The sequence below is a fragment of the Shewanella sp. SM95 genome (assembly GCF_025653595.1).
GTDB lineage: Bacteria > Pseudomonadota > Gammaproteobacteria > Enterobacterales > Shewanellaceae > Shewanella > Shewanella oncorhynchi.
This window is the reverse complement of sequence record NZ_JAKKSE010000010.1, coordinates 1-22,347: the sequence shown is the minus strand read 5'-3', so window position 1 is coordinate 22,347 and position 22,347 is coordinate 1. Positions and strand designations below refer to the sequence as shown.

The 22,347-nt window shown below is 44.2% G+C and carries 21 protein-coding genes, 3 tRNA genes and 1 rRNA gene; 9 read left to right on the top strand and 16 right to left on the bottom strand.

Annotation, left to right across the window (positions count from 1 at the left end):
* Positions 1–39 precede the first annotated feature (39 nt).
* The 5 genes from L5M29_RS12270 to L5M29_RS12250 form a co-directional block, all read right to left on the bottom strand.
* Positions 40–1,308: an ATP-binding protein gene (locus L5M29_RS12270; protein WP_263168031.1), complete on the bottom strand. Its 1,269-nt coding sequence runs from the start codon at positions 1,306–1,308 to the stop codon at positions 40–42.
* A gap of 11 nt (positions 1,309–1,319) precedes the next feature.
* Positions 1,320–2,033, bottom strand: coding sequence for a response regulator (locus L5M29_RS12265; protein WP_006080570.1), 714 nt, complete (start codon positions 2,031–2,033; stop codon positions 1,320–1,322).
* Positions 2,033–2,443: a DUF3019 domain-containing protein gene (locus tag L5M29_RS12260; protein WP_006080572.1), complete on the bottom strand. Its 411-nt coding sequence runs from the start codon at positions 2,441–2,443 to the stop codon at positions 2,033–2,035. Before L5M29_RS12260 ends, L5M29_RS12265 begins: the two co-directional genes overlap by 1 nt.
* Before the next feature lie 5 nt (positions 2,444–2,448).
* Positions 2,449–3,312: a MipA/OmpV family protein gene (locus tag L5M29_RS12255; protein ID WP_263168029.1), complete on the bottom strand. Its 864-nt coding sequence runs from the start codon at positions 3,310–3,312 to the stop codon at positions 2,449–2,451.
* A 362-nt stretch (positions 3,313–3,674) separates the two neighbouring features.
* Complete coding sequence (locus L5M29_RS12250; protein WP_028759260.1) at positions 3,675–3,911, bottom strand: hypothetical protein; 237 nt, start codon at positions 3,909–3,911, stop codon at positions 3,675–3,677.
* 832 nt (positions 3,912–4,743) lie between these two features.
* On the opposite strand from L5M29_RS12250, the gene L5M29_RS12245 reads away from it, so the two are divergent.
* Positions 4,744–5,307: an acetate uptake transporter gene (locus L5M29_RS12245; protein ID WP_113939919.1), complete on the top strand. Its 564-nt coding sequence runs from the start codon at positions 4,744–4,746 to the stop codon at positions 5,305–5,307.
* A 70-nt stretch (positions 5,308–5,377) separates the two neighbouring features.
* On the opposite strand, the gene L5M29_RS12240 is transcribed toward L5M29_RS12245, so the two are convergent.
* Entirely contained in the window at positions 5,378–5,848 is a 471-nt protein-coding gene (locus tag L5M29_RS12240; RefSeq protein ID WP_219255296.1) for a YcxB family protein, read from the bottom strand.
* Between the two features lie 240 nt (positions 5,849–6,088).
* Between L5M29_RS12240 and L5M29_RS12235 the strand changes: the two genes are divergently transcribed.
* The gene (locus tag L5M29_RS12235) at positions 6,089–6,427 is read left to right on the top strand and encodes a DUF1971 domain-containing protein (RefSeq protein WP_219255246.1); all 339 of its coding nucleotides are present in this window, start codon (positions 6,089–6,091) and stop codon (positions 6,425–6,427) included.
* Positions 6,428–6,494: 67 nt separating this feature from the next.
* On the opposite strand, the gene L5M29_RS12230 is transcribed toward L5M29_RS12235, so the two are convergent.
* Complete coding sequence (locus L5M29_RS12230; RefSeq protein WP_113939921.1) at positions 6,495–6,911, bottom strand: VOC family protein; 417 nt, start codon at positions 6,909–6,911, stop codon at positions 6,495–6,497.
* A gap of 56 nt (positions 6,912–6,967) precedes the next feature.
* Entirely contained in the window at positions 6,968–7,582 is a 615-nt protein-coding gene (locus L5M29_RS12225; RefSeq protein WP_028759265.1) for an NADPH-dependent FMN reductase, read from the bottom strand.
* Between the two features lie 147 nt (positions 7,583–7,729).
* Between L5M29_RS12225 and L5M29_RS12220 the strand changes: the two genes are divergently transcribed.
* Positions 7,730–8,365 (top strand): helix-turn-helix transcriptional regulator, encoded by a 636-nt coding sequence (locus tag L5M29_RS12220; protein ID WP_263168028.1) that lies wholly within the window; start codon positions 7,730–7,732, stop codon positions 8,363–8,365.
* A gap of 106 nt (positions 8,366–8,471) precedes the next feature.
* Here L5M29_RS12220 and L5M29_RS12215 read toward each other — a convergent pair whose 3' ends face one another.
* Positions 8,472–9,398, bottom strand: coding sequence for a TPR end-of-group domain-containing protein (locus tag L5M29_RS12215; protein WP_105249971.1), 927 nt, complete (start codon positions 9,396–9,398; stop codon positions 8,472–8,474).
* Positions 9,399–9,558: 160 nt separating this feature from the next.
* On the opposite strand from L5M29_RS12215, the gene L5M29_RS12210 reads away from it, so the two are divergent.
* Positions 9,559–10,281 carry a pseudouridine synthase gene (locus L5M29_RS12210; RefSeq protein ID WP_263168026.1) on the top strand — a complete coding sequence of 241 codons (723 nt, stop codon included), beginning with the start codon at positions 9,559–9,561 and terminating at the stop codon, positions 10,279–10,281.
* A gap of 96 nt (positions 10,282–10,377) precedes the next feature.
* On the opposite strand, the gene hmpA is transcribed toward L5M29_RS12210, so the two are convergent.
* The 6 genes from hmpA to L5M29_RS12180 form a co-directional block, all read right to left on the bottom strand.
* Positions 10,378–11,571: an NO-inducible flavohemoprotein gene (gene hmpA, locus L5M29_RS12205; RefSeq protein WP_263168024.1), complete on the bottom strand. Its 1,194-nt coding sequence runs from the start codon at positions 11,569–11,571 to the stop codon at positions 10,378–10,380.
* A gap of 250 nt (positions 11,572–11,821) precedes the next feature.
* Entirely contained in the window at positions 11,822–13,447 is a 1,626-nt protein-coding gene (locus L5M29_RS12200; protein WP_263168023.1) for a methyl-accepting chemotaxis protein, read from the bottom strand.
* 165 nt (positions 13,448–13,612) lie between these two features.
* Positions 13,613–13,699, bottom strand: a tRNA-Leu gene (locus L5M29_RS12195).
* 68 nt (positions 13,700–13,767) lie between these two features.
* Positions 13,768–13,854, bottom strand: a tRNA-Leu gene (locus L5M29_RS12190).
* Positions 13,855–13,908: 54 nt separating this feature from the next.
* Positions 13,909–13,984 (bottom strand) — tRNA-Phe (locus L5M29_RS12185).
* A gap of 228 nt (positions 13,985–14,212) precedes the next feature.
* Positions 14,213–14,974: an outer membrane protein assembly factor BamD gene (locus L5M29_RS12180; RefSeq protein WP_105249967.1), complete on the bottom strand. Its 762-nt coding sequence runs from the start codon at positions 14,972–14,974 to the stop codon at positions 14,213–14,215.
* 122 nt (positions 14,975–15,096) lie between these two features.
* Here L5M29_RS12180 and rluD point away from each other — a divergent pair, with 122 nt between their 5' ends.
* From rluD to clpB, 3 genes are all read left to right on the top strand, one after another.
* Positions 15,097–16,071, top strand: coding sequence for a 23S rRNA pseudouridine(1911/1915/1917) synthase RluD (gene rluD / locus L5M29_RS12175; RefSeq protein ID WP_105249966.1), 975 nt, complete (start codon positions 15,097–15,099; stop codon positions 16,069–16,071).
* On the top strand, positions 16,072–16,806 hold the full coding sequence (gene pgeF, locus L5M29_RS12170) for a peptidoglycan editing factor PgeF (RefSeq protein ID WP_263168021.1): 735 nt from the start codon (positions 16,072–16,074) through the stop codon (positions 16,804–16,806).
* 199 nt (positions 16,807–17,005) lie between these two features.
* Positions 17,006–19,579: an ATP-dependent chaperone ClpB gene (gene clpB / locus L5M29_RS12165; protein WP_198573010.1), complete on the top strand. Its 2,574-nt coding sequence runs from the start codon at positions 17,006–17,008 to the stop codon at positions 19,577–19,579.
* 278 nt (positions 19,580–19,857) lie between these two features.
* Here the strand turns inward: clpB and L5M29_RS12160 are convergent, their stop codons facing one another.
* On the bottom strand, positions 19,858–20,325 hold the full coding sequence (locus tag L5M29_RS12160) for a DUF4124 domain-containing protein (RefSeq protein ID WP_263168019.1): 468 nt from the start codon (positions 20,323–20,325) through the stop codon (positions 19,858–19,860).
* 94 nt (positions 20,326–20,419) lie between these two features.
* On the opposite strand from L5M29_RS12160, the gene pssA reads away from it, so the two are divergent.
* Positions 20,420–21,271 (top strand): CDP-diacylglycerol--serine O-phosphatidyltransferase, encoded by an 852-nt coding sequence (gene pssA / locus L5M29_RS12155; RefSeq protein WP_263168018.1) that lies wholly within the window; start codon positions 20,420–20,422, stop codon positions 21,269–21,271.
* 716 nt (positions 21,272–21,987) lie between these two features.
* Positions 21,988–22,347: ribosomal RNA gene (locus L5M29_RS12150) — 16S ribosomal RNA — on the top strand; the annotation flags it as partial.

The window sequence follows — 22,347 nt, the reverse complement described above, 5'->3', positions numbered from 1 at the left end:
TAACAGATCCGCAGCCGTTTAATCCCTATCCAATCCCTATTACAGCTTGCGCTTCTTCGGCCAGATTAAATTAAATCGGGTATGTTGCTCATCGCTGGTGACGCTGACATTCCCCTGGTGTCGCTGCATAATCCGTTTGATGATCGCAAGCCCCAAACCATGCCCTTTATTGCCATTTTGCACCGATTGGCTGCGATAAAAAGGCTCGAACACTTTCGGTAAATCCACCGAGGGGATAGGTTCGCCGTCGTTACTCACACTTAAATTAACCCTGTGCTGCGTTTGCTTAACCTCAATAATAATTTCAGTGCGGGCAAAGCGTTGGGCGTTGGTCAGTAAATTTTGCAGCGCACGTTCAATTAATGCCGGTTCCCCAAACAAGGGCAGTTTTTCGACTTCTGTCTTTAAGGTAATAGGCGTTGGACTCAAGGTTTCTAGGCGCTTAATGCTTTGATTGATGAGATTAATTAGATCGTATTCATCCAACTGGATACCTTCTCGCTGTGACTCTAAGCTGGCGTATGTCAGCAGTTCTTGGAGTAAGTCTTCCATTTCTTTAATATCAAGCTGCATCTCATCGAGAAAGTCTTGGCGCTTTTGTTCGTCCGAATCGGGCTGACAATACATGGGCATGAGTGCAAGGGCGAATTTGAGTCTTGCCAGCGGCGTGCGGATCTCATGGGAGACCGCATTAGACAGGTGTTTCTGGTTCTCAATCAAGGCGCTGATATGTCGCGCCATTTCGTTAAACGTATTGGCTAAGGGCTTAACTTGGGAGCGATTTGACAGGGTAATCCGCGTGTCCCATTTGGCTTCGCCAAATTCTTTGGTGGCCTTACGCAGTATGCTCAAATCCCGTGAAAGCGGGCCGACCCAAATTAGCGCAACAAGGGCGAGTGATAAATAAAAGAACAGGGTGAACAGGCTGCGAAGGTTGGCTCTGGGATCTATGTCCAGCGGCCCCGCCATTAAGACTTGATCGTCTACTCGAATAAATTGCAGCAAGCTATCATCATTGGCCGTGGTGGTGAACACCTTGCTTGTGCTTAACGCTTGATTATCTGCCAGTGCGACTTGATCTGCATTGAGTAATTGCAGTGGCATCACAGGGTTCGCAGGGATCGCCTCCAGATACCGTTGGCGGGCATCGGGAGGTAATTCCGCTAATAATTGCGCCAATGCCACTAACGGCGCATCGAGGGCATTATTGTCATCAACATTCTTCTGCCACAGGCTGTCGAGTGTCCAGCCAATCCCAAGCACGCTGAGACTGAGTAGCAGATATAAACTGATAAAGAGACGTTTCACTGTATGTGTGCTTAGTTATTCCAGGCTTCAGGCGCAAAGAGGTAACCTTGTCCCCAAACGGTTTTAATTCTGAAAGGTGTCTCGATATTATCGTTGAGTTTTTTACGTAATCTAGAGATACGCACGTCAATTTTTCGATCTTTGCCATCGAAATCAATATTGAGTAACAGCTGATAAATATACTGACGGCTGAGCACTTGGCCCGCTTGTGAGGCCAGTAACCACAGCAACTCGAATTCATGGCTGGTGAGATCGATTTCAGTTTCATTGAGGCGAATCGCGTGGGTATGCGGGTCGATACTCAGTTTACCAAAGGTCAAACAGTGGGATTCCGCCTGAGGTGGTTGATTCTGACGGCGCAGTAAGTTGTTGATCCGCGCCACTAACAGGGCAGGATCGACGGGCTTAACCACATAGTCATCGGCACCGAGTTCTAGTCCTTTGATTTGATCTTCGCTTGAGCCAAGTGCGCTCATCAATAGGATTGGGCCGGCAAAATAGTCGGGCAGTTTCTCACACAGGGTGAGGCCATCCATGCCCGGCAGCATAATGTCTAACAGTATGATATCTGGCTTGTAATTGATTAATCGCGTTAATACTGTGTCGCCACGGCGTTCAACTTCAACATGCATACCATGGGATTTTAGGTAATCTACAATCAAGTTTGCTAAGCGAACGTCGTCTTCAACCAATAATACTCTGTGGTTCGATTGTGGGCTTGTCATTAAAATAAACTCCAAGGGTTGCGGTAACGTCTGCGAACCTGAGGTTGTGATGCAGAAGTGATTTTAAGTTTGGCACCAGCCAAAGTTTGGTTACTGTCTTTACTCACCATGACAAATTGAATATCCGTCATAGTGTGGATTTTCATGCTTAACGTATGGGTTGAAACTGAATCACTGCACCATTTGGGATAGGCGGCATTGTCGGACAAAATACAGATAAGCTCATCTTTGGCGAGTTCCCACTGCAGTTCAATATAGACATCGCAGGCCTGAGTTTCTGAACTGGTAATACAAATTTCAGGTGTGAGTTTAAGTGACGAGTCGCGAGTTTTAGCTTGTGCAGAACTTGGGCCCATCAAGCCGAGGCTTAGACCAAGAAAGCAAAGCAAGCTTAACTGAGGCAGTGTCACTAACGTTAGAACCTATAGGCTGCGCCGATAAAGTAGGTGCTGCTATAGTCTTGGTCTAACAAGGGACTGGCGGCAATCTCATCGGCAATTAGAGTGTAACGAACTGCCAACAGTAGATCCCAATTGTCAGTTAATATGTAACGGGCCGTCATTTCCGCACCTTTATCCCAACCTGATTTTGCTTGATATCTTTCGCTCCAATAGGCGTTTTCACTGGGTCTAACGCTGTAATAATAATCCACTACGGCTTGGCTCTTCCAATCAAATACTAGCGCAAACTCAAAAATGAAACGATCGTAATCCCAGCCATAGGTCCATTTTATTTGTGCTTCTGAACCTTGATGAACATTAAACATATCATGAGTGTACGCCAATCTAATAATACCGAGCCGCGTATAGATGAATGCTTCGGCACCGCCAAGTAAGGTGAAGTTCCGAGTCTCTAAGGAATTAAACTCAGGCTCGGGCTCAGTCGATAAATACATACTATTTATGGCTTTGGCTTCAACTTGAGTGCCACGATTCAAAAAGATATTTGATGGGTCCCATTGATAGAAGTAGGCTCTATCTAAGCTATAACTTGTTACTAAGTTAATTGTAAAGCTTTCTTGCTCGGCTAAGGTATAACCTAAATTACCATTGTCGAAGAACCAGTGTTCGCCGTAATAGGCCACTGTTGGAATAAAGAACAATGGAATATCGTCAAAATCCCTGAGTGGATTGCTTTTTTGTCCCCAGCCTATGGCGATGCCTAGATCCCAGTTGTTCATCTCAATACATTGATTTTCTGGTGCACAGGCTTCTTTCGCCATTCCGATTGCAGGCAAAATACTTAAACTTGTAATGAGGACAAAAAGAATACGATACATGATTTAACGATTAAGGGCTGAGGTTAACAATACAGGAAAACAGATTAGCATTTTATGCTCAATTCAACAGTGGTTTCATTCACGCAGATGCAAAATGATACAGCTATCAATTAAATAATAAATTTATGGATTGCACAATATGTTGATAGTCATGCTAAAAGCTTATCTTGGCAGCTTTCGTACGGTTAATTGTAAATGTTAAATTTTGTGTTTTATAAGTTTCGAGTGTAACTGAAATGATGTTAATTATGATGTAAAAGCTGTGTTGCTTGGAAATAATAATGCCATTCGCAAGTGTGAATGGCACAGACTGAAGCCGAATAACCTACTTTGCGGTAATAACACAGAGATTAGAATGAAGATTAATTGACCTCAGTAACTGACTTGTAGCCCATTTCTGTCAATTGATCGTTTACACAATCAAGCACATATTGTTTTAGCTCAGCATTTTCGACTTGATCTTCAGAAGCCATCTGCTGGCACACTTCTTTTAGCTGAGCGAGATCTGCTGCTGGTGCAGGCGGTAAAGAGGAGTCGTCAGCAAAGGAAGTGAAACTTACTAATGCCAATAGAGTAAAAACAGCTGATAACTTATTCATTTTATTTCCTTTAGTTATGTATTGTTAACCACAGATTAAGAAGCATTCTCTTAATACCACTGTGTCAACATCAGCAATTTATCACTGCTATTCTGTTTTAGATATAAATAATTTTTACCTTTCTTGATTAAGATTTTTTACCTTGTTTTCCCTTGATTCGCTTCAAGTAAATGGGCTGGCTGAGTGTACTTTATTTGCTCTAGTTTGATTTATTCTCAGCATCTTTTGCTGCTTGAGTTAGGTTCACACCCCCCCACTCTGAACTCATGCGTGCTAAGTTGGCTCTTCTGAACTTGTGTTTGAAATTAATTGATGAAACTCTGCACATAAACTTATGTGCTTAACTTATGCGCTTAATTGTGTGCTTAATTGTGTGCTTAATTGTGCGTACAGTAGAACTTGGATTTCTTTCAAAAGTGCCGCTTACATCACTTTAACGGCTTATTTGCGATAAAGTGCATTATTATCACTGTTTATGGTCGATTTTTAATGAAGGTTTAATCGCCGCTGTTAACTGAATTATGCGGTAGTTATAAGAAGTCATATAAAATGAGATATGACGCATGTTGCAGACCATTTTTTCCTAGAATATTGAATTAAAAAGAATTAATTTTTATGTGTTTTTTAGTTTAAATTTTATTTTACGGTTTATTATTTTAACATTATGTTTTTATTGTTTATTTTTATGTGTTCGTTTGTTTTTGATGATTACATTGCTAAGATTATAGCTATCCTCTAGAATGCGCCGCTCTCGCAGGTGCGCGTGCATAAGATTAATGGCAAATGCTATTGATTTTTTATTGAATTGTTGATTTTTCTCTAGGGGAACTCTGTGTCTACAAAACTGGCTAATCCAGCGCCATTAGGTTTAATGGGCTTTGGTATGACAACAATTTTGTTAAACATTCATAATGCGGGATATTTCCCTATTGATTCTATGATCTTAGCCATGGGGATTTTTTACGGTGGCATTGGTCAAGTGATTGTGGGGATTATGTGTTTCATGCGCGGCGATACTTTCGGTACGACGGCATTTACCTCATACGGTTTGTTTTGGTTAACGCTAGTGGGCCTCATTTTAATGCCTAATGCTGGCATTGCGGCGAGTCCAACGTATTTTATGGGCTGGTATTTAACGCTTTGGGGCATATTCACGGCATTTATGTTTGTGGGTTCTTTGCGTTATCCAAGAGCCAAACAGTTTGTGTTTGCTTCTTTAACTATCTTATTTTTTCTGCTGGCGGCGCGTGATTTTACGGGTAGCGCCTTGATTGGCACTATTGCGGGCTTTGAAGGGATACTTTGCGGTGCGAGTGCGATTTATTTTGCGATGGCGCAGGTGCTTAATAATGAGTATGGCCGTACGATTTTACCGGTGGGTGAATTGAAAAAGTAACGATTCAGCAATGCAGAGTTGTAAAAAAGGCTGATGAAGATCAGCTTTTTTATGGGTGTTTTTAGCTGTACTAGATTTTAGTTTTAATATAGGCCACAGCTGCTTCATCTAAGCTACGGAGAGAAACATAACTCGTGCCTGCTTTGTGGGTGATCAAGAAGCCTTTTTCAGTTTCTTTAATCCGGTAAATGTCGGTCCATAAAATTTGGCTGGTCACAGACATGGATTGAGTATGAATCCCTTGCCCATCAATAGTGAGTGTGACCTCATTGCTGGCCGCTTTACTCATCATCTGACGCATCAACCACCATGCTTTGTGATACTTCACATTGAGCGCTTCGATAACACCTAACCCAACAAAAAAGTAAGCTAAATAAAGGCTAATATCGGTGAAAATAAGCGCGATACCTATCAGTGTTAATCCAATGGCTTTGTAGTAAGGTTTGAGCGTGGGATCTGGTACCACTGATTGCGTATAGCATTCATCGAAATGGGCTTTATCTAAAATATACGTTGTGGAATATGAATAGGGCGTTGGCATCATGTCATCTAATTGAGGTGGCACTTAATGCGGGTTAGTGTAGCGATTACAGTGATGAAAGTAACTAACCTTGCTATTGCAAGCATGAATTAGCACTTTGGTGTTTTCAAATTCGACGTTCAAACCCGCTCGTTAATACAGGTCAAGATATGAGTTGGACAGAAATACGGCAACGGCTATATTAGTCTTGCCGTAAGCATTGTTCGATTTTCGTGATTTGACACAAGGAGTGCAAACATCATGGCCTTAGTCCCCAAAGATTTTGTAAATTACAAATCAACGCCGGTTTTCAACCATGACAACGTCCCTAAAATGTTGCTTCATATGCACAATACTAAGGCTGGCGTGTATGGGCAGATCCAAGTGTTAACGGGCAGCTTAAAGTTTTATGGCTATACGGGTATCAGGGGCGAATTAGATAAAGAAGTTATTATTCGCGCAGGTGAAACCGCCATTTCACATCCTGAATATTGGCATAAAGTGGAGCTACTGACCGAAGATACTCAGTTTAGACTCCACTTTTATGCCCATAAGGATTCGGCCATAGTGGCGCAGCAACAATCCGAGCGAAGCGAATAGTACCTGGCTCCTATACCCTATTCACTACATGCGGTTCTTGGCTACTTCTTTTTAATAACGATTTACGCTAATAGCGATTTCGTTCCGTTGGAATATCAGTTAAATACTCCACAAATTCCACTTCAAAACCATGGGCATCGAAGAAGTAAATATTGCGCCGATAGGGATCATCCATGCCATCTTTGGCAATAGGGAAACCTGCCTGAGTCAGTCTTGCTATCACAGCATCTAAGTTGTCGGTCACAAAGGCAAAATGCGCCAGTCCAATTTGATGACCAGCCAAATCGCGGTTTTCACCTTCACCATTGTCACTAAAAGCAATGTATTGATAATCATCGCCAAAATGAATCCAATTACGGGGTTTGCCGTACCAAGTGCCTTTATCACCACCACGAACACGCCAATGGGGGAAAGCCGCTTGATAAAAGCGCAGTGCTGCGGGGATGTCGTCTACCACTAAATTGATATGCTCTAAATGAATCATAATGCGTTCCTTGTAATGATTTTAGTCTGTTGCTGGTGGTTAAAATCTCAAGCCGCTTACATACCGTAACAGTATTCCTGCTGTTTTGGGTACGCTTGATTGGCATGTTGTTCACGAATGGGGGCTAATGCTTGGGCGTATTGATGCAGCATATATAAGCTGTATTGCACTCTTTCCCTAAGCGCGATATCGCGGGCACTCTCAGGGATTGCATTGAGTACATGGCTGACATTGCGGATGATTAAGTGATCGGGTATGGGCACTAATTTATTGTTTTTAAGGGCATTCATCTTCACTTCAACGATAGGATAGGTACCGCTAATACCGTCCGATATTGAGACTAATAAGGCGGGTTTATGGGCGGTTTCTTCGCGAGTACACATCAACAAAAAGTTCTTCAGTAATGGTGATGCCATGCCGCCCCATTCTGGGGTGATCAGCACTAGCGCATCGGCTTCATCGACTCTGTGCTCTATTTCGGGCCAGTGTTCACCTTTGTTGTCTTCTTCTCCGTCCCAAAAGGGCAGATTAAACAGGCATAGTTCTAAGTGATGTATCGTGTCGTAACCCATGTTGTGGGGAGATGAGAAACTGCTTTCCGCGATATAACGACCGACTTTAGCACTTTGTGAATCGGGTCTTTGGCTGGTGCTGATGATGAGTAATTTCATTAAGTAAACCTATTTGTTTATAAATTATTTGTAAGGTAATTGCTTTATTTAATCTTGTAAAGGATAAAGTAAATAAAAAAGTTTATTTAATCTGTTAAAGCCGCGGAGATTGGGAGATAATGCTTCGGCTGAAATCGGGGAGGCTCAATGAAAACTACTGATAAGATTATTCAATTACTCAAGTTGCATGGCCCGCTTACCGCTAAAACCTTAGCGGAGGAATTGGCGTTAACGACTATGGGGGTGCGTCAACATCTTCAGGCTTTGGAAGATATGGGTGATGTGGATATTGAGGATCGAGTTGAAGGTCGCGGTCGCCCAACACGTTATTGGGGATTGACCGAACAAAGCCGTACTCACTTTGCCGATCGCCATGAGGAATTGACGGTACAGCTGATTGACTCGGTAAAAATGATCTTTGGCGACCAAGGCTTGGATAAGCTTATCGGTCACAGGGAGCAAAGTGCGTTAGTCCAATATCGTGCGGCAATGGAAGGTGCTACTGATATTCCGACACGTTTGGCCATACTTGCGAAATTACGCTCGAACGAAGGTTATATGGCGACCATGGAACACATCGATGGCGTGTATTTTTTACTCGAAAATCATTGTCCAATCTGCGCTGCAGCGACTAAGTGTTTGAACTTTTGCCGCTCTGAGTTGCAACTTTTCCAGCAGTTATTCGCTGATATCGCCTTAGTGAGCCGCGAAGAACATATCATCGAAGGTGCTCGCCGCTGTGCATATAAGATTGCGGCAATTAAAGTTGCGACGATAGTCTAGTAGTGCAGTTAAGTTGTTCGCTTGAGGCGTTTTATCTGTGGGATAAAACGTCACTGAAAGCTAACGCTATATATTAAGCATTCGTTATGGGCTTAAACCTCGGAGCTTAGGGCTTATCAGGTTCGTGATAGGCCAATAAGGTTTCGAAACGAGGATGCCCTTTAAGTTGTGAGAAATCAGCTTCATCCAACGCTAGCTCTTTGAAGGATGCGCTGTTATGGATTGCACGTTCCAAATCAGAAATTGCCCTATCTTCAACACCTAAACACGCAAAGGCGCAGGCTCTTTGATAAAAAGCATGGGCGTTAGTTGGGTCAACTTCCAAAACACGATTACATAGGCTTTGTGCCCAATTAAATTCGCGCATTTCCATTGCGGCATCGGCCTTGTAGGTCAGCGCTTCCAAGTCTCCAGGTCGAATCGTGAGGATTTCATCGTAGACTTCAATTTTTTGTTCGGGTGTCTGGGCACTTTGGGCGCGTAGCCACAGATTATGAATTTCATTAATCACTTCTATTTCACGATTATTATCCGTGATAGTACGACTCTTATGCTTGAGTTCTTGCTCGAGTAATTTGAACTTTTCTTCGTATTGTTCGGCAATACTCTGCAGCTGATTCGCGGCCAGTTTGGCGGTATGTGTCTTGATTTCCCGTAGGGATTGCCAGCCGATAAAGGCAACTAAAGAGGCGACGCCGGCGATCATATAAAAGAAGTAAGTGACAGTGACATTGGCGTAATTCATCGACTTGTCGGCAACGGCCAGTTCGCGATCTGTGATATCTATGGTGAGGCGCCGCTCAAGATCCTGTTGATCGTATCTGAGGGATTTGAGTTCATCGAAGACGTAGCGCTCTATCAGCGGTTTATCATGGATGGCGAAAGGTTGAGGCGCTTCAGGGGGATTTTCTGCATCGCTCGCTTGAGTGAAGAATGAGCTCGCGAGTATCACTAAAAACAAGACTAAAAATAGCAGGTTCGAACGTATCATAACGGGACTTGCAGATAAGTTTTTGATGCGGTAACCACTCATAATAAGATGAATTGAACGCCTAGCTTAACAAATTTTGCCTAGTTTGATCTAATTTTGCTCTAAATAAGCTCTGTGATGCTTACTGTATTAGCTCGCTATGACCTGAACTCGCATCCTGCTAGAATGGCTATCCCATTCATATTTCGTCATTTGTGGTGTTATGCAGTCTAAGCGCGGCCGACTCGATCGTTATCTCTGTACCCAGTTACACACTCACCGTAAAGCGGTACGTGAACTGTTACTCTTGGGCCGAGTACGCGTTGATGGATTGATAGTGAAGGACATGGATAGGCAAGTGGATGAGTTTTCTCACATCCAACTCGATGGGCAAATATTACAGGCCAACACGCCAGTTTATTTGATGTTGCATAAGCCGATTGGCGTGGTGAGCGCGACTAAAGATACTCAGCATAAAACCGTGATGGATTTGCTCGATTGCGAAGCCCGTGATGAGTTACATATCGCGGGTAGACTAGATTTAAATTCTTCGGGTTTGTTATTACTGACCAATGACAGCCGCTGGTCTGATGCACTAATGTCACCGACGTATAAGGTCGATAAAGTGTATCGCGTCACCTTAGCTAATCCATTAACTGAAGAATATATCGCCGCATTTGCCGAAGGTATGTATTTCAGCTTTGAAGATATAATGACTCAGCCTGCTAAATTGGTGATCATTGCTGACCATGTTGCTGAAGTGACTTTAAAGGAAGGTAAGTACCATCAAATTAAGCGGATGTTTGGCCGCTTTCGAAACCCAGTTGTTGGTCTACATAGATTATCAATAGGTGATATTGTGTTGGATGAAGCTCTGGCGTCGGGCGAAAGTCGTATGCTGACTGCCGCAGAAGTGGCTTGTATCCGCTGCAAACCGGTAGCTTAGAGACATAGGGCAATTCAATTTATCAGCCATTATTCTGCGTATTCTAAATATAAAAATGGACTTGAGAGTCAAGTGTCCCAAGCCCGTGACATGGGATTAGAGATCGGCGTGGGGGCCGAATACTTCATAGTGCATGTTTTCAGCTGAGACACCCAGAACGAGTAATTGTTGCTTGATGGCTGACATGAATCCAATAGGCCCGCAGAAATAGTAACGTGCATGGGGAAGCAGTTGATCTGCGACTTTGCTTAATTCCATTTGTCCTTCGAAATCATAATCTGTACCTACCACATCGGTTGAACTCGGCTTGCGATACCAAACATGGCTCTTCAGATTATGATGTTGCTGGCGCTTGGTGTGAATAGCCTGTTTGAAACCATGTACATCACCTTGCTCACAGGCATGTAGCCAAGTAATAGCACTTGGATGTTGCAACTTGATCAATTGATTCAACATGCTTTTCATCGGTGTTTGACCCACTCCTGCCGAAATGAGCACTACGGGGATGTCCGCCCCGACTTCTAAGATAAAATCTCCCGCCGGCGGCATAACTGCAATTTTGTCACCGATATGCATGGTATCGTGTAGCAGATTAGACACTTGGCCACCTAATTCACGTTTCACACTGATGCGGTAGTTGTTGCCATTCGGTGCATCGGATAGGGAATATTGGCGGATTTCTTCATATGCTAAATTGGGATGTTTTAGCTTCAAACTTAAATACTGGCCGGGAATGAAATCTTTAACTGGCTTACCGTCTTCGGGCGTCAATATGAAGGAGGTAATGACTGTGGACTCAGTCTTTTTCGCACTAATGATAAACTGACGCTCACCCAACCAACCGCCATCTTGTTCTGCATGTGACTGATAAATTTGAGCTTCTCGTTGAATAAATATATCTGCTAAAAATCCATAGGCCTGCGCCCAAGCTTCTAATACTTCTTCTGTTACTGCATCGCCGCCTAACTCTTTAAGGGTGGCCAATAAGTGGCTGCCGACGATCGCATATTGCTCAGGCTTGATCAGAAAGCCTGTATGTTTTTGGGCAATGCGCTCGACAGTCGAACTTAGCACCGCTAAGTTTTCAATATTTTTAGCATAAGCCGCGACGGCGTTGAATAGGGCAACAGGCTGGCCACCAGAATGCTGGTGTGCCAAGTTAAATACATCTTTTAGTTCAGGATTATGTTTGAACATACGTTCATAAAAATGGGTCGTCAGCGCAGGGCCTGCGGATTCGAGTAAGGGGATAGTGCTCTTGATAACTTGGATTGTACGGCTGTCCAACATAGAAAATCCTTAACGTGCAAATATTATGAATGTTAAATAAGTTTAAAGATCTATTTGATTTGGATCAATAGTGATGATCGCAATTCGTGCTATCGATAAGCGTGATTAAGGTCATTTGAAGTGCTTTATCAAAGCGGGTATGAGATTGGGAAATGATAAATAAATATATTATTTCAATGTATTACAGAGGTAATGGGGGAGGTTAACTGCAACAGCAAAGCTTATTGCAGTCATAGTGTGGTTTTTTGACTTAGAGTTTAAATGCACTCACTTGATTGCGCATACTGTTGGCGAGTTTAGTTAAATTAACCACAGATTCACTTAATTCAGCCGCCGATGCGGTGGAATGTTCGGCAATATCGCTGATGGCAATAATACTACGATTAATGCTTTCGGCAACGCTACTTTGTTCTTCGGCAGCGGTCGCAATATGAGTATTAAGTTCAGTGATGCTATCTACTGAGGAGACGATTTCTTTCAGTGCTTGGCCTGCTTGATTAGCTTTATCATTAGCATCATCTACTTGATTTATACCTATTTCCATAGCGTTAACTGCTTCTTTAACGCCTTGTTGCAGTGTGGCAATCATGGCCTCAATTTCTTGGGTAGACTTTTGGGTGCGCTGCGCAAGGGTCCGCACTTCATCCGCAACGACTGCAAAGCCGCGGCCTTGTTCCCCCGCACGGGCTGCTTCAATGGCGGCATTTAATGCCAATAGATTGGTTTGCTCGGCAATGCTTTTTATCACATCGAGTACGCGGCCGATATTTTGGCTTTCATTAGACAGAAATCCAATGACTTGTGCCGTTTTTTGAATTTGATCAGATAATTGCGACATACTGCTAATCGATTGCATCACAATATTATTGCCATTGGCTGCATAGGTGTCGGCATCTTTGGCTGAATCTGCCGCCGCAGATGCGCTTTGGGCGACTTCTGCAACCGTTGCCGTCATCTCATTCATGGCCGTTGCAGTTTGCTCCGTTTCGGCTTGCTGCTGTTGCATACGTTTATTGGTTGCCTGCGTGAAGCTGCTTAACTCATTTGCTGAACTATTAACGGTATTTGCCGCTTCGGCAATCGAATGAAGAATGCCCCGCAAGTGTTCAATAACTTGGGTGAGGCTAGTGGATATTTGTCCTAGCTCATCGTGATTAAAAGTAGTGAATTTGACGGTAAGATCTGAGTCTTGATGGATTAGCTTAAGTTTACTGAGAATGTCATTAATAGGATTCATCACGCTGCGATTGACCCAGAGCCCAATCACAATACTGATAATCATGGCGGCACAGGCTAATGCTACAAAAATAGTGATTGAAGATTGGTAAATGGCATTCACACGATCTTTTTCTTCGCCTGCCACGCGAATTTGCAGTGCAATCAGTTCAGATATTTGGTTACTGATGGGGTCTATTACTTGGTAAAGCGGCAGGATATTGGCCGATAATTGGCTTGATACATCACCATTTAATCCTCTTAAGCGTGAGATCAGTGTGTCAATCTGTTGATTCGCGGGTGAGAACAGTACTTCGGCTTGTTTTACGAGTCGGGATTCTTCTGAGGTAAGTTCAGTGGCTAAGTATTTTTGCCAATGCTGGGTAATGGTAGATTTGGCACTGTCTAGTGCTTCAGCTGCTTGAGAGGCGGTGAAACCACCCGCGTTCGCCTTATTGACCGCATCGATAACATCGACCGCGTACTTATCAGCAATCACTTTTAAATCGTCTAGTGGCACAACTCTATCGCCATAGATACGTTCAACACCCGATTCAATTTTACCCATCATATTAATGGCGAGAAAACCAATCGTCATTAGCATTAAAAGGGGAACCAGAATGCCGATAAACATTTTTTGTTTTATTTGTAAACCGTTCATATGGATAGCCTCAGTGAACTAAAGAGTCCTTTAGGCAGAACTCTATCTATCCCTATGATGAGTCTGTAACAATAGGTATAGCAAATCTGAGGAAAGAGGGGGGAGTTACAGAAAATTTATTTTGCTTCAGATACAAAAAAACCTCGCTTGGCGAGGTTTAAATGTTGGTACAGATGAGAGGACTTGAACCTCCACGCCCTTGCGAGCACCAGCACCTGAAGCTGGCGTGTCTACCAATTCCACCACATCTGCATGGCTATTCGATATTTCATCGAATTGACAATCTTAACACTGTGAATCTTAACTTTTGAACTGCAATTTGGTACAGGTGAGAGGACTTGAACCTCCACGCCCTTGCGAGCACCAGCACCTGAAGCTGGCGTGTCTACCAATTCCACCACACCTGCACTGTACCTATCGCAGTTCTCTAACATAAGTCGCTATCGCAACCCATTTAAAGATGGTGCCCGAACCCGGAATCGAACCAGGGACACGAGGATTTTCAATCCTCTGCTCTACCGACTGAGCTATTCGGGCGACGGGCGCAATTTAAAGGCTTTTCGGGTTTTGAGTCAATAGATTTTTACTAAATAACGGAAAAAGTGACTCAGTTGGATAAGATTTACACGAAAGTGTCATTTGTGTTGGTATTGAGGATGTAAAAATAGCCAAACCACTATCCACACTGAGAACTTAGCGTTATCTATTTATGGCTTATTAGGGTCACCAAGCAAAAAAATGCCCCTATTAAAGGGGCATTCTCGGTTAGTTTGATAAGATTTCATTGTTTGGGAAGTTAGCTTGCATTACCATGAGCACGTTTTGCTTCAGCTTGCTCTGACCTAATTCGCCATAAGCTTCTATCATTATCTCTAATGCCCGTTCATTTGAAGGGGTGCCAGGGTATGTTTCCATTACAGATTGTGCTCGGATTGCTGCGGCGCTCCATGCATTCATCTTGAGATAATACTCGGCAACTTGAATTGAATATTTTGCTAAGCGATTCTTCAGCGCTAACATGCGTTTTTGCGCATCGGCGGCATATTTGCTGTTAGGGTAGGTTTTGATAAGACGATCAAAATCTTTGAAAGCATCTTGAGCATTTTTAGGGTCACGATCGGTTCGGTCGATATTAAGCATGTCGTGGAACATGTAATTGTCGGCTTGCATGTTCACTAAACCGCGCATATAGAACACATAGTCTACATCTGGATGAGTTGGATTAAGACGGATAAATCTGTCTATGTTCGCAATACCAGAAGCGACATCGTCCATTTTATAGTAAGCATATATCAGGTCTAACTGGACTTGAGTTTTGTGAGGTCCGAAGGGGAAGCGTGAGTCTAGCGCTTCCAAAGAACGGACAGCTTTAGAGTAATTGCCAAGCTCCATAGAGGTTCTTGCCTGAGTATAAAGTACATCAGGTGACGTTTTGGCGGCAATATCGTTATCATCAGGGCTGCTGCTACAGGCTGATAACGCTAGTGAAAATAGGACTAAGGTAACGCCTTTGGAAAATTTATACATACTTGAATTCAATTCTTTTTAAGTTGTAGTTAAGAATTTTTCCATTTCACTATAAAATAGAAAACATCCGATTGTAACAGATAGCACACATTTTTTGACCCCTAAATGGGGATACGGTTCCTATGACACAAGAGATTAATCTAAAAAGCGAGATTTCGGCAACACAAACTGGACTGAGATTAGATCAGGCCCTAGCAGAGTTGTTCCCAGATTACTCGCGCACGCGCATCAAGGAATGGATCCTATCTGATGCAGTTTATGTTGACGGCGTTGTCGTTAATAAGCCCCGAGAGAAAGTTTATGAGCTGCAACAGATACTCATAGATGCCACTCTTGAAGAAGAAGTTCACGCAGCGGCACAGGCCATTGATCTGGATATCGTCTATGAAGATGACGACATTATTGTGATCAACAAGCAAGCGGGACTCGTGGTTCACCCTGGTGCTGGCAATGCCGATGGCACTTTGATGAATGCACTGTTGCACCATTGTCCCGATATTGAGCATGTACCACGTGCTGGTATTGTGCACCGTCTGGACAAGGATACTACAGGTTTAATGGTTGTAGCCAAAACCGTTGAAGCGCAAACCCATTTAGTTGCCGCCTTGCAGGCCCGTGAAATCACTCGTGAATACGAAGCGATTGTGATGGGGACTATGACAGGTGGCGGTACTGTTGATGAGCCGATTGGTCGTCATCCAACGAAACGTACTCATATGGCGGTGCATCACTCAGGTAAACCTGCTGTGACGCATTATCGTGTGGCGGAAAAATTCCGTAACCACACTCGTCTAAGATTGCGCCTTGAATCGGGTCGTACTCACCAAATTCGTGTGCACATGGAATACATAGGCCACGTATTAGTGGGCGATCCTGTGTATGGTGGTCGTCCAAAACCGCCGAAATGGGCCAGCCCAGAGTTTTTTGATATTCTGAAAAACTTCAAGCGCCAAGCGCTGCACGCTGTGCGTCTTGAATTAGCGCACCCTGTGAGTTGTGAAATCATGAGCTGGCACGCGCCAATTCCTGAGGATATGGTGATTTTGACGAAAGCATTGCGTCAAGACACGGTCGAGCATCCGATCGAGTATTTGTAAGTGTTTAATCACGATTGGCCTGTTCCCGCTAATGTCAGCATCGCTATGACAAATCGTCATGGCGGTGTGAGCGTGCATCCTTATGACAGTCTGAATCTTGGACTGCATGTCGGTGATGCGCCAGAGTTGGTGATGGCTAATCGTGAATTACTCTGCAAACAATTAGCGTTAACCGCTGAGCCTGTCTGGCTCGAGCAAGTGCATGGTACTCATGTGCTTAATTTAGATGCGCTGAGCTTAGCTCCTGCTGTGGATACACCGATTGCCGATGCCTGTTACAGCCGAACCGCGAGCCTAGTTTGCGCTATAATGACTGCCGATTGTTTACCTGTGTTGTTGTGTAATCAAGCGGGAACCGAAGTGGCTGCAGCCCATGCCGGTTGGCGTGGTTTATGTGATGGCGTGATTGAGGCCACCGCGGCGCAGTTTAGTTCACCTATGGATGAGTTGATTGCCTACCTCGGCCCGGCTATTGGTCCACAAAAATTTGAAGTCGGTGTTGAAGTACAGCAAGCCTTTTGTACTTTACATCCGCAGTCGGCAGCGTGTTTTATTCCCAGTGGTGACAAGTATCTGGCCGATATTATTGGCTTGGCTAAATTACGCTTGAGTTTACTCGGTATAAACCATATTTATAGCGCAGATATTTGCACAGTCAGCGACACGGATTACTTCTCTTATCGTCGCGATAAGGTGACGGGACGCATGGCTTCATTGATCTGGCTTAAGTCTTAAGCTAATTCCCCTACAGTTTGTATTTATTTGCGCGTTATTCTCTTGAATTTGGCTAAATAGCCCCCATCTTTTAACTAACGAAATGTAATACCAATCCTATTTAGATCTCTTCATTAGCGGTACTGATTTTAAAGCCACTAAATTGGCAAGATGTCTTATGGATTGGCATATCTCTACTATATGAGTGTTAGGAGGCTGTATGCGACTCGATCGTATGACCAATAAATTTCAGCTTGCCATCTCTGATGCCCAGTCACTCGCACTTGGGCGTGATCATCAGTTTATTGAACCGCTGCATTTGATGATGGCATTGTTGAACCAAGATTCAGGTTCAATCCATCCCTTATTGACCCAAGCTGGCATTCGAGTGAGTGCGCTGCGATCGCTCTTGAGTCAAGAGCTGGAACGCTTACCTCAAGTTGAAGGGACTGGCGGCGATGTACAATTATCCCAAGGTTTAATCCGTTTATTAAATCTGTGCGATAAATTGGCGCAAAAGCGTAAAGATAAATATATCTCTAGCGAATTATTTGTATTGGCTGCGTTAGAAGGTGCCGATGCTCTTGCACAAGCGTTGAAAAAAGCCGGCGCGACCAAAGAGTTGATGGAACAAACCATTGAACAAATGCGCGGCGGCCAAAAAGTGGATGATCCGAACGCTGAAGATCAACGCCAAGCGTTGAAGAAGTTTACTATCGATCTCACCGAGCGAGCCGAACAAGGCAAGTTAGATCCTGTGATCGGCCGTGACGATGAAATTCGCCGCACGATCCAAGTATTACAACGTCGCAGTAAAAATAACCCCGTCCTTATCGGTGAACCGGGTGTGGGTAAAACGGCGATTGTTGAAGGACTTGCCCAGCGTATCGTTAATGGTGAAGTCCCCGAGGGCATTAAAAATAAGCGTGTCTTATCCCTCGATATGGGCTCATTGATTGCGGGCGCTAAATATCGCGGTGAGTTCGAAGAACGTTTAAAGGCGGTATTGAATGAGTTAGCGCAGGAAGAAGGTCAAGTGATCCTCTTCATCGACGAACTGCATACTATGGTCGGCGCCGGTAAAGGTGAAGGCGCAATGGATGCGGGTAACATGCTCAAACCTGCGTTAGCGCGTGGTGACTTGCACTGTGTGGGCGCGACCACGCTTGATGAGTATCGTCAGTATATTGAAAAAGATGCGGCGCTTGAACGTCGTTTCCAAAAAGTGCTGGTGGATGAGCCAAGCGTTGAAGACACCATCGCCATTTTGCGTGGACTGAAAGAACGTTACGAGCTGCATCACCATGTGGAAATTACCGATCCGGCGATTGTGGCGGCGGCGACAATGTCGCACCGTTATGTGTCGGACCGTAAGTTACCCGATAAAGCGATCGATTTGATCGATGAAGCGGCATCGAGTATCCGTATGCAAATGGACTCAAAACCTGAGTCACTCGACAGGCTCGAACGTCGTGCTATCCAGCTCAAACTGGAGGAGCAAGCGTTAGCCAAAGAAAATGATGAGGCGAGTCGTCGCAGGCTTGACCATCTGCAAGAGGAATTACGTGATGTTGAAGCGAAAGCTTCAGAGTTGAACGAAATCTGGCGTACTGAAAAAGCCGCATTAGCGGGCACTCAGCACATAAAAGCCGATCTCGAACAGGCTCGAATGGACTTAGAAGTTGCGCGTCGTGCGGGTGATTTAACTCGGATGTCTGAGCTGCAATACGGTCGTATTCCTGAGCTTGAAAAACAGCTCGATTTGGCATCGCAAGCCGAAATGCAGGACATGACGTTATTGCGTAACAAGGTTACTGAGTTCGAAATCGCCGAAGTATTGTCGAAAGCGACGGGAATACCCGTATCGAAAATGCTTGAAGGCGAGCGCGAAAAATTACTGCAAATGGAAGTGGCGCTGCATGAACGAGTGATCGGCCAAAACGAAGCCGTCGATGCGGTTGCGAATGCGATTCGTCGTAGCCGCGCGGGTCTGGCGGATCCAAATCGCCCGATTGGCTCGTTCCTGTTCTTAGGCCCAACGGGTGTAGGTAAAACTGAGCTTTGTAAATCACTGGCGAGGTTCTTATTTGATACCGAATCGGCTTTAGTGCGCATTGATATGTCTGAGTTTATGGAGAAACACTCAGTATCGCGTTTAGTGGGGGCGCCTCCTGGATACGTAGGTTATGAAGAGGGCGGTTACTTAACGGAAGCCGTTCGTCGCAAACCTTATTCAGTGATATTGCTCGACGAAGTCGAGAAAGCGCATCCCGATGTGTTTAACATCTTACTGCAAGTGCTTGATGATGGACGCTTAACCGATGGTCAAGGTCGTACTGTAGATTTTAGAAATACAGTGATTATCATGACCTCGAACTTAGGCTCCGACATTATCCAAGAAGGATTTGGTCAAGTGACCTATGCAGAGATGAAAGCGGCGGTAATGAATGTGGTTACTCACAGTTTCAGACCCGAGTTTTTAAACCGTATCGATGAATCTGTGGTGTTCCATCCATTGGATGCTGCCAATATCAAGCGTATTGCTTCGATACAGATTGCTTCCTTACGCCAACGTTTGGCTGAAAAGGACTATACATTGGAGATTACCGACGACGCATTATCACTGATTGCGGAAATTGGTTTCGATCCTGTGTATGGTGCAAGACCGTTGAAACGGGCATTGCAGCAAGAAGTCGAAAACCCGCTGGCGCAGAAATTACTGCGTGGTGACTTGTTACCGGGTAAACCGATCAAGGTCAGCTGTGCGGGTGGCGAGTTAGTGTTCGAGCAATAACCTGTGACCAGTAGCTAGTCACTTAGTGTGTTGTTTGAATGCGATACGTTAACAGCAAGCTTGAAGTTGGATACGTTGAAATAGGCGAACTGCAATAAGCGTTCTTGAATGAACGAGCTTGAAATAAACTATCTTGCAATAAGAGATAGAGCTGTTTTAGTCAGTATCGCTTCCGCTTCAAGCACTAAAACGAAAGGAGCTGAGTTTTTAACTCGGCTCCTTTTTTATTGCATCAGCGTTAATCGTTGTTCATTAATGTAGTGGCATAGTAAATTTGGCTACTTCTTATCACAGAAGAGTTTGATTCTTTCCTGCTGCTGGGCAATCGAGGCTTGGCGATCTTCTTCAGTCATAGCGACAGATTCACCCGAATCGGAAGTTTGGCGGATAAGCTTAGTATGCGTAGTGAGTATTTCTAAATTGTGTTTTGCACTCTCACAAATGGATTTAGCCTGTTTAGCATCTTTCTCTTTGATCAGTGCCGCTGACTTTTCTAATTCATTGGCTTCAGAAGTGGCTTCCGCTTTCTTTATCGGCGCGATAAAACCGACTTTCGCCTGCTCTAAATCTTCACTGTAAAGTTTTGATGTTTTGATGCTTTCTTGTTGTGGGGCTTGTTGGCTGTAATGCGTCACCCCATTTTCATCGACCCAAGTATAGATAACGCCCGCAGAAACGGGGCCAATGAAAAGGCTGAGCCAGAGCCATCGATACAGTATTGTTCTGAACATGTTCACTTTTAACATCGAAATTATCCCTAACTGGTCTCTCATCGACATGATAATAAAATATGTTATCTTGAAAGCTAACTTCTCTTCACTGAACTAGCGTAATAAGTGTATGCAAAATTCTTCAAATCAAACAGTAAAGAATAAAGGTATCTATTTACTGCCTAATCTTTTTACGACAGCAGGATTGTTTTCTGGCTTTTATGCTGTGATTGCTTCCATGAATGCTAACTTTGAAGCTGCTGCAATAGCCATTTTTATAGCCATGATCTGTGATGGTCTCGATGGTCGAGTGGCAAGACTGACTAATACCCAAAGTGATTTTGGTGCCGAATACGACAGTATGGCGGATATGGTGTCCTTCGGAATGGCGCCAGCACTACTCGCCTACAATTGGGCATTAGCCGACTTAGGTAAAATTGGTTGGTTGGCGGCATTTATTTATTGTGCAGGTGCGGCACTCAGGTTCGCTCGATTTAATACGCAAGTTGGCGTTGCCGATAAGCGTTATTTTCAAGGTCTCGCTAGTCCGGCCGCTGCAGCTGTTATTGCTGGCAGCATTTGGCTTGGTAATCAATACAGTCTCGATGGAAAAAATATCAGTTGGATTGCAGCCCTTGTGACTGCGGCAACTGGTCTATTGATGGTCAGTAATTTTCGCTATCACTCTTTTAAAGAAATTGACTGGCGTGGCAAAGTTAACTTTATCGTGATCTTACTGGTCGTCGGTGTATTTGTGGTGGTGTCAGTTCAACCTGCATTGATCTTATGTGTCGGCTTCTACTTATATGCGATTTCAGGCCCGATCATTACTATCAGAACGGTAAGGAAACTCAAAGTCGCGCATATTGTCGGTGATGATACGGTGACGAATGTCGAGATCAATCACTCAACCCAAGCTGCAGCACAAACACAAAGCGCTACAAATATCGAAAAAGAAAAACAAGAAGAGCATAAATCTTAGGGCTCGTGCTTTTGAACAGTGCTTATCATTAGCTAGGTGCAAACAAGAGTAAGACATCACACTGGGCATAACGCTTTTAGAGGTTTACTGATAGATATAGCGAAAAATCGCTATCAACTTCTGTTTATGCCCATTCAATCTATTAAAATCCCTGCAATAGGCGATTTCTTTTGCCAAACTTATCAACCCAAACAGCGATATTGCTCAGTATTGCAGTATATTTCTGCAGTTTGGTGGTTATTTATTCGCTTGGCGGAGATTGTTAAAAAAGCCCTTGCACAAAATCCTCTGCTGCCTATAATGCGCATCCACTGACACGGCAGACAGCGTTAAGCAGCCAGTGTGACAGTTCATCGATCAGTTTACTGATTGATGAGTGTTGAGAAAGTTTGCAAAAACTCCTTGACGCGAAACGGGAAATGCGTAGAATACGCAGCCCTAGCCAACTGGAAGCGTTCGACGCTCAGTGTGGTACTCACCTTCTCTTATGAGGTTGAGTTGCTCTTTAACAAGATAAAACAAGAAATCTGTGTGGACACTCACAGGTGTTGAGTTAATCGAAACTGCTTAGCCTTCGGGTTGGCAGTCAAAAATTTAAATCAATGTAACAATGAGTGTTCATAGTAATATGTACAATTTGTTTCTGCTTTTAAGTGGGAACAAAAAATCAGAATTCATTGAGCCGCTGAAGTCGCAAGACGGAAGCAACAAAACTTTAATTGAAGAGTTTGATCATGGCTCAGATTGAACGCTGGCGGCAGGCCTAACACATGCAAGTCGAGCGGCAGCRCAAGGGAGTTTACTYCTGAGGYGGCGAGCGGCGGACGGGTGAGTAATGCCTAGGGATCTGCCCAGTCGAGGGGGATAACAGTTGGAAACGACTGCTAATACCGCATACGCCCTACGGGGGAAAGGAGGGGACCTTCGGGCCTTCCGCGATTGGATGAACCTAGGTGGGATTAGCTAGTTGGTGAGGTAATGGCTCACCAAGGCGACGATCCCTAGCTGTTCTGAGAGGATGATCAGCCACACTGGGACTGAGACACGGCCCAGACTCCTACGGCCCAGACTCCTAC

Coding starts and splice junctions, on each gene's coding strand:
- L5M29_RS12265 (WP_006080570.1), bottom strand. CDS start 2,033: ATGACAAGCCCACAATCGAACCACAGAGTATTATTGGTTGAAGACGAC.
- L5M29_RS12255 (WP_263168029.1), bottom strand. CDS start 3,312: ATGTATCGTATTCTTTTTGTCCTCATTACAAGTTTAAGTATTTTGCCT.
- L5M29_RS12250 (WP_028759260.1), bottom strand. CDS start 3,911: ATGAATAAGTTATCAGCTGTTTTTACTCTATTGGCATTAGTAAGTTTC.
- L5M29_RS12240 (WP_219255296.1), bottom strand. CDS start 5,848: ATGCCAACGCCCTATTCATATTCCACAACGTATATTTTAGATAAAGCC.
- L5M29_RS12235 (WP_219255246.1), top strand. CDS start 6,089: ATGGCCTTAGTCCCCAAAGATTTTGTAAATTACAAATCAACGCCGGTT.
- L5M29_RS12230 (WP_113939921.1), bottom strand. CDS start 6,911: ATGATTCATTTAGAGCATATCAATTTAGTGGTAGACGACATCCCCGCA.
- L5M29_RS12225 (WP_028759265.1), bottom strand. CDS start 7,582: ATGAAATTACTCATCATCAGCACCAGCCAAAGACCCGATTCACAAAGT.
- L5M29_RS12220 (WP_263168028.1), top strand. CDS start 7,730: ATGAAAACTACTGATAAGATTATTCAATTACTCAAGTTGCATGGCCCG.
- L5M29_RS12215 (WP_105249971.1), bottom strand. CDS start 9,398: ATGAGTGGTTACCGCATCAAAAACTTATCTGCAAGTCCCGTTATGATA.
- L5M29_RS12210 (WP_263168026.1), top strand. CDS start 9,559: ATGCAGTCTAAGCGCGGCCGACTCGATCGTTATCTCTGTACCCAGTTA.
- hmpA (WP_263168024.1), bottom strand. CDS start 11,571: ATGTTGGACAGCCGTACAATCCAAGTTATCAAGAGCACTATCCCCTTA.
- L5M29_RS12200 (WP_263168023.1), bottom strand. CDS start 13,447: ATGAACGGTTTACAAATAAAACAAAAAATGTTTATCGGCATTCTGGTT.
- L5M29_RS12180 (WP_105249967.1), bottom strand. CDS start 14,974: ATGTATAAATTTTCCAAAGGCGTTACCTTAGTCCTATTTTCACTAGCG.
- rluD (WP_105249966.1), top strand. CDS start 15,097: ATGACACAAGAGATTAATCTAAAAAGCGAGATTTCGGCAACACAAACT.
- clpB (WP_198573010.1), top strand. CDS start 17,006: ATGCGACTCGATCGTATGACCAATAAATTTCAGCTTGCCATCTCTGAT.
- L5M29_RS12160 (WP_263168019.1), bottom strand. CDS start 20,325: ATGTTAAAAGTGAACATGTTCAGAACAATACTGTATCGATGGCTCTGG.
- pssA (WP_263168018.1), top strand. CDS start 20,420: ATGCAAAATTCTTCAAATCAAACAGTAAAGAATAAAGGTATCTATTTA.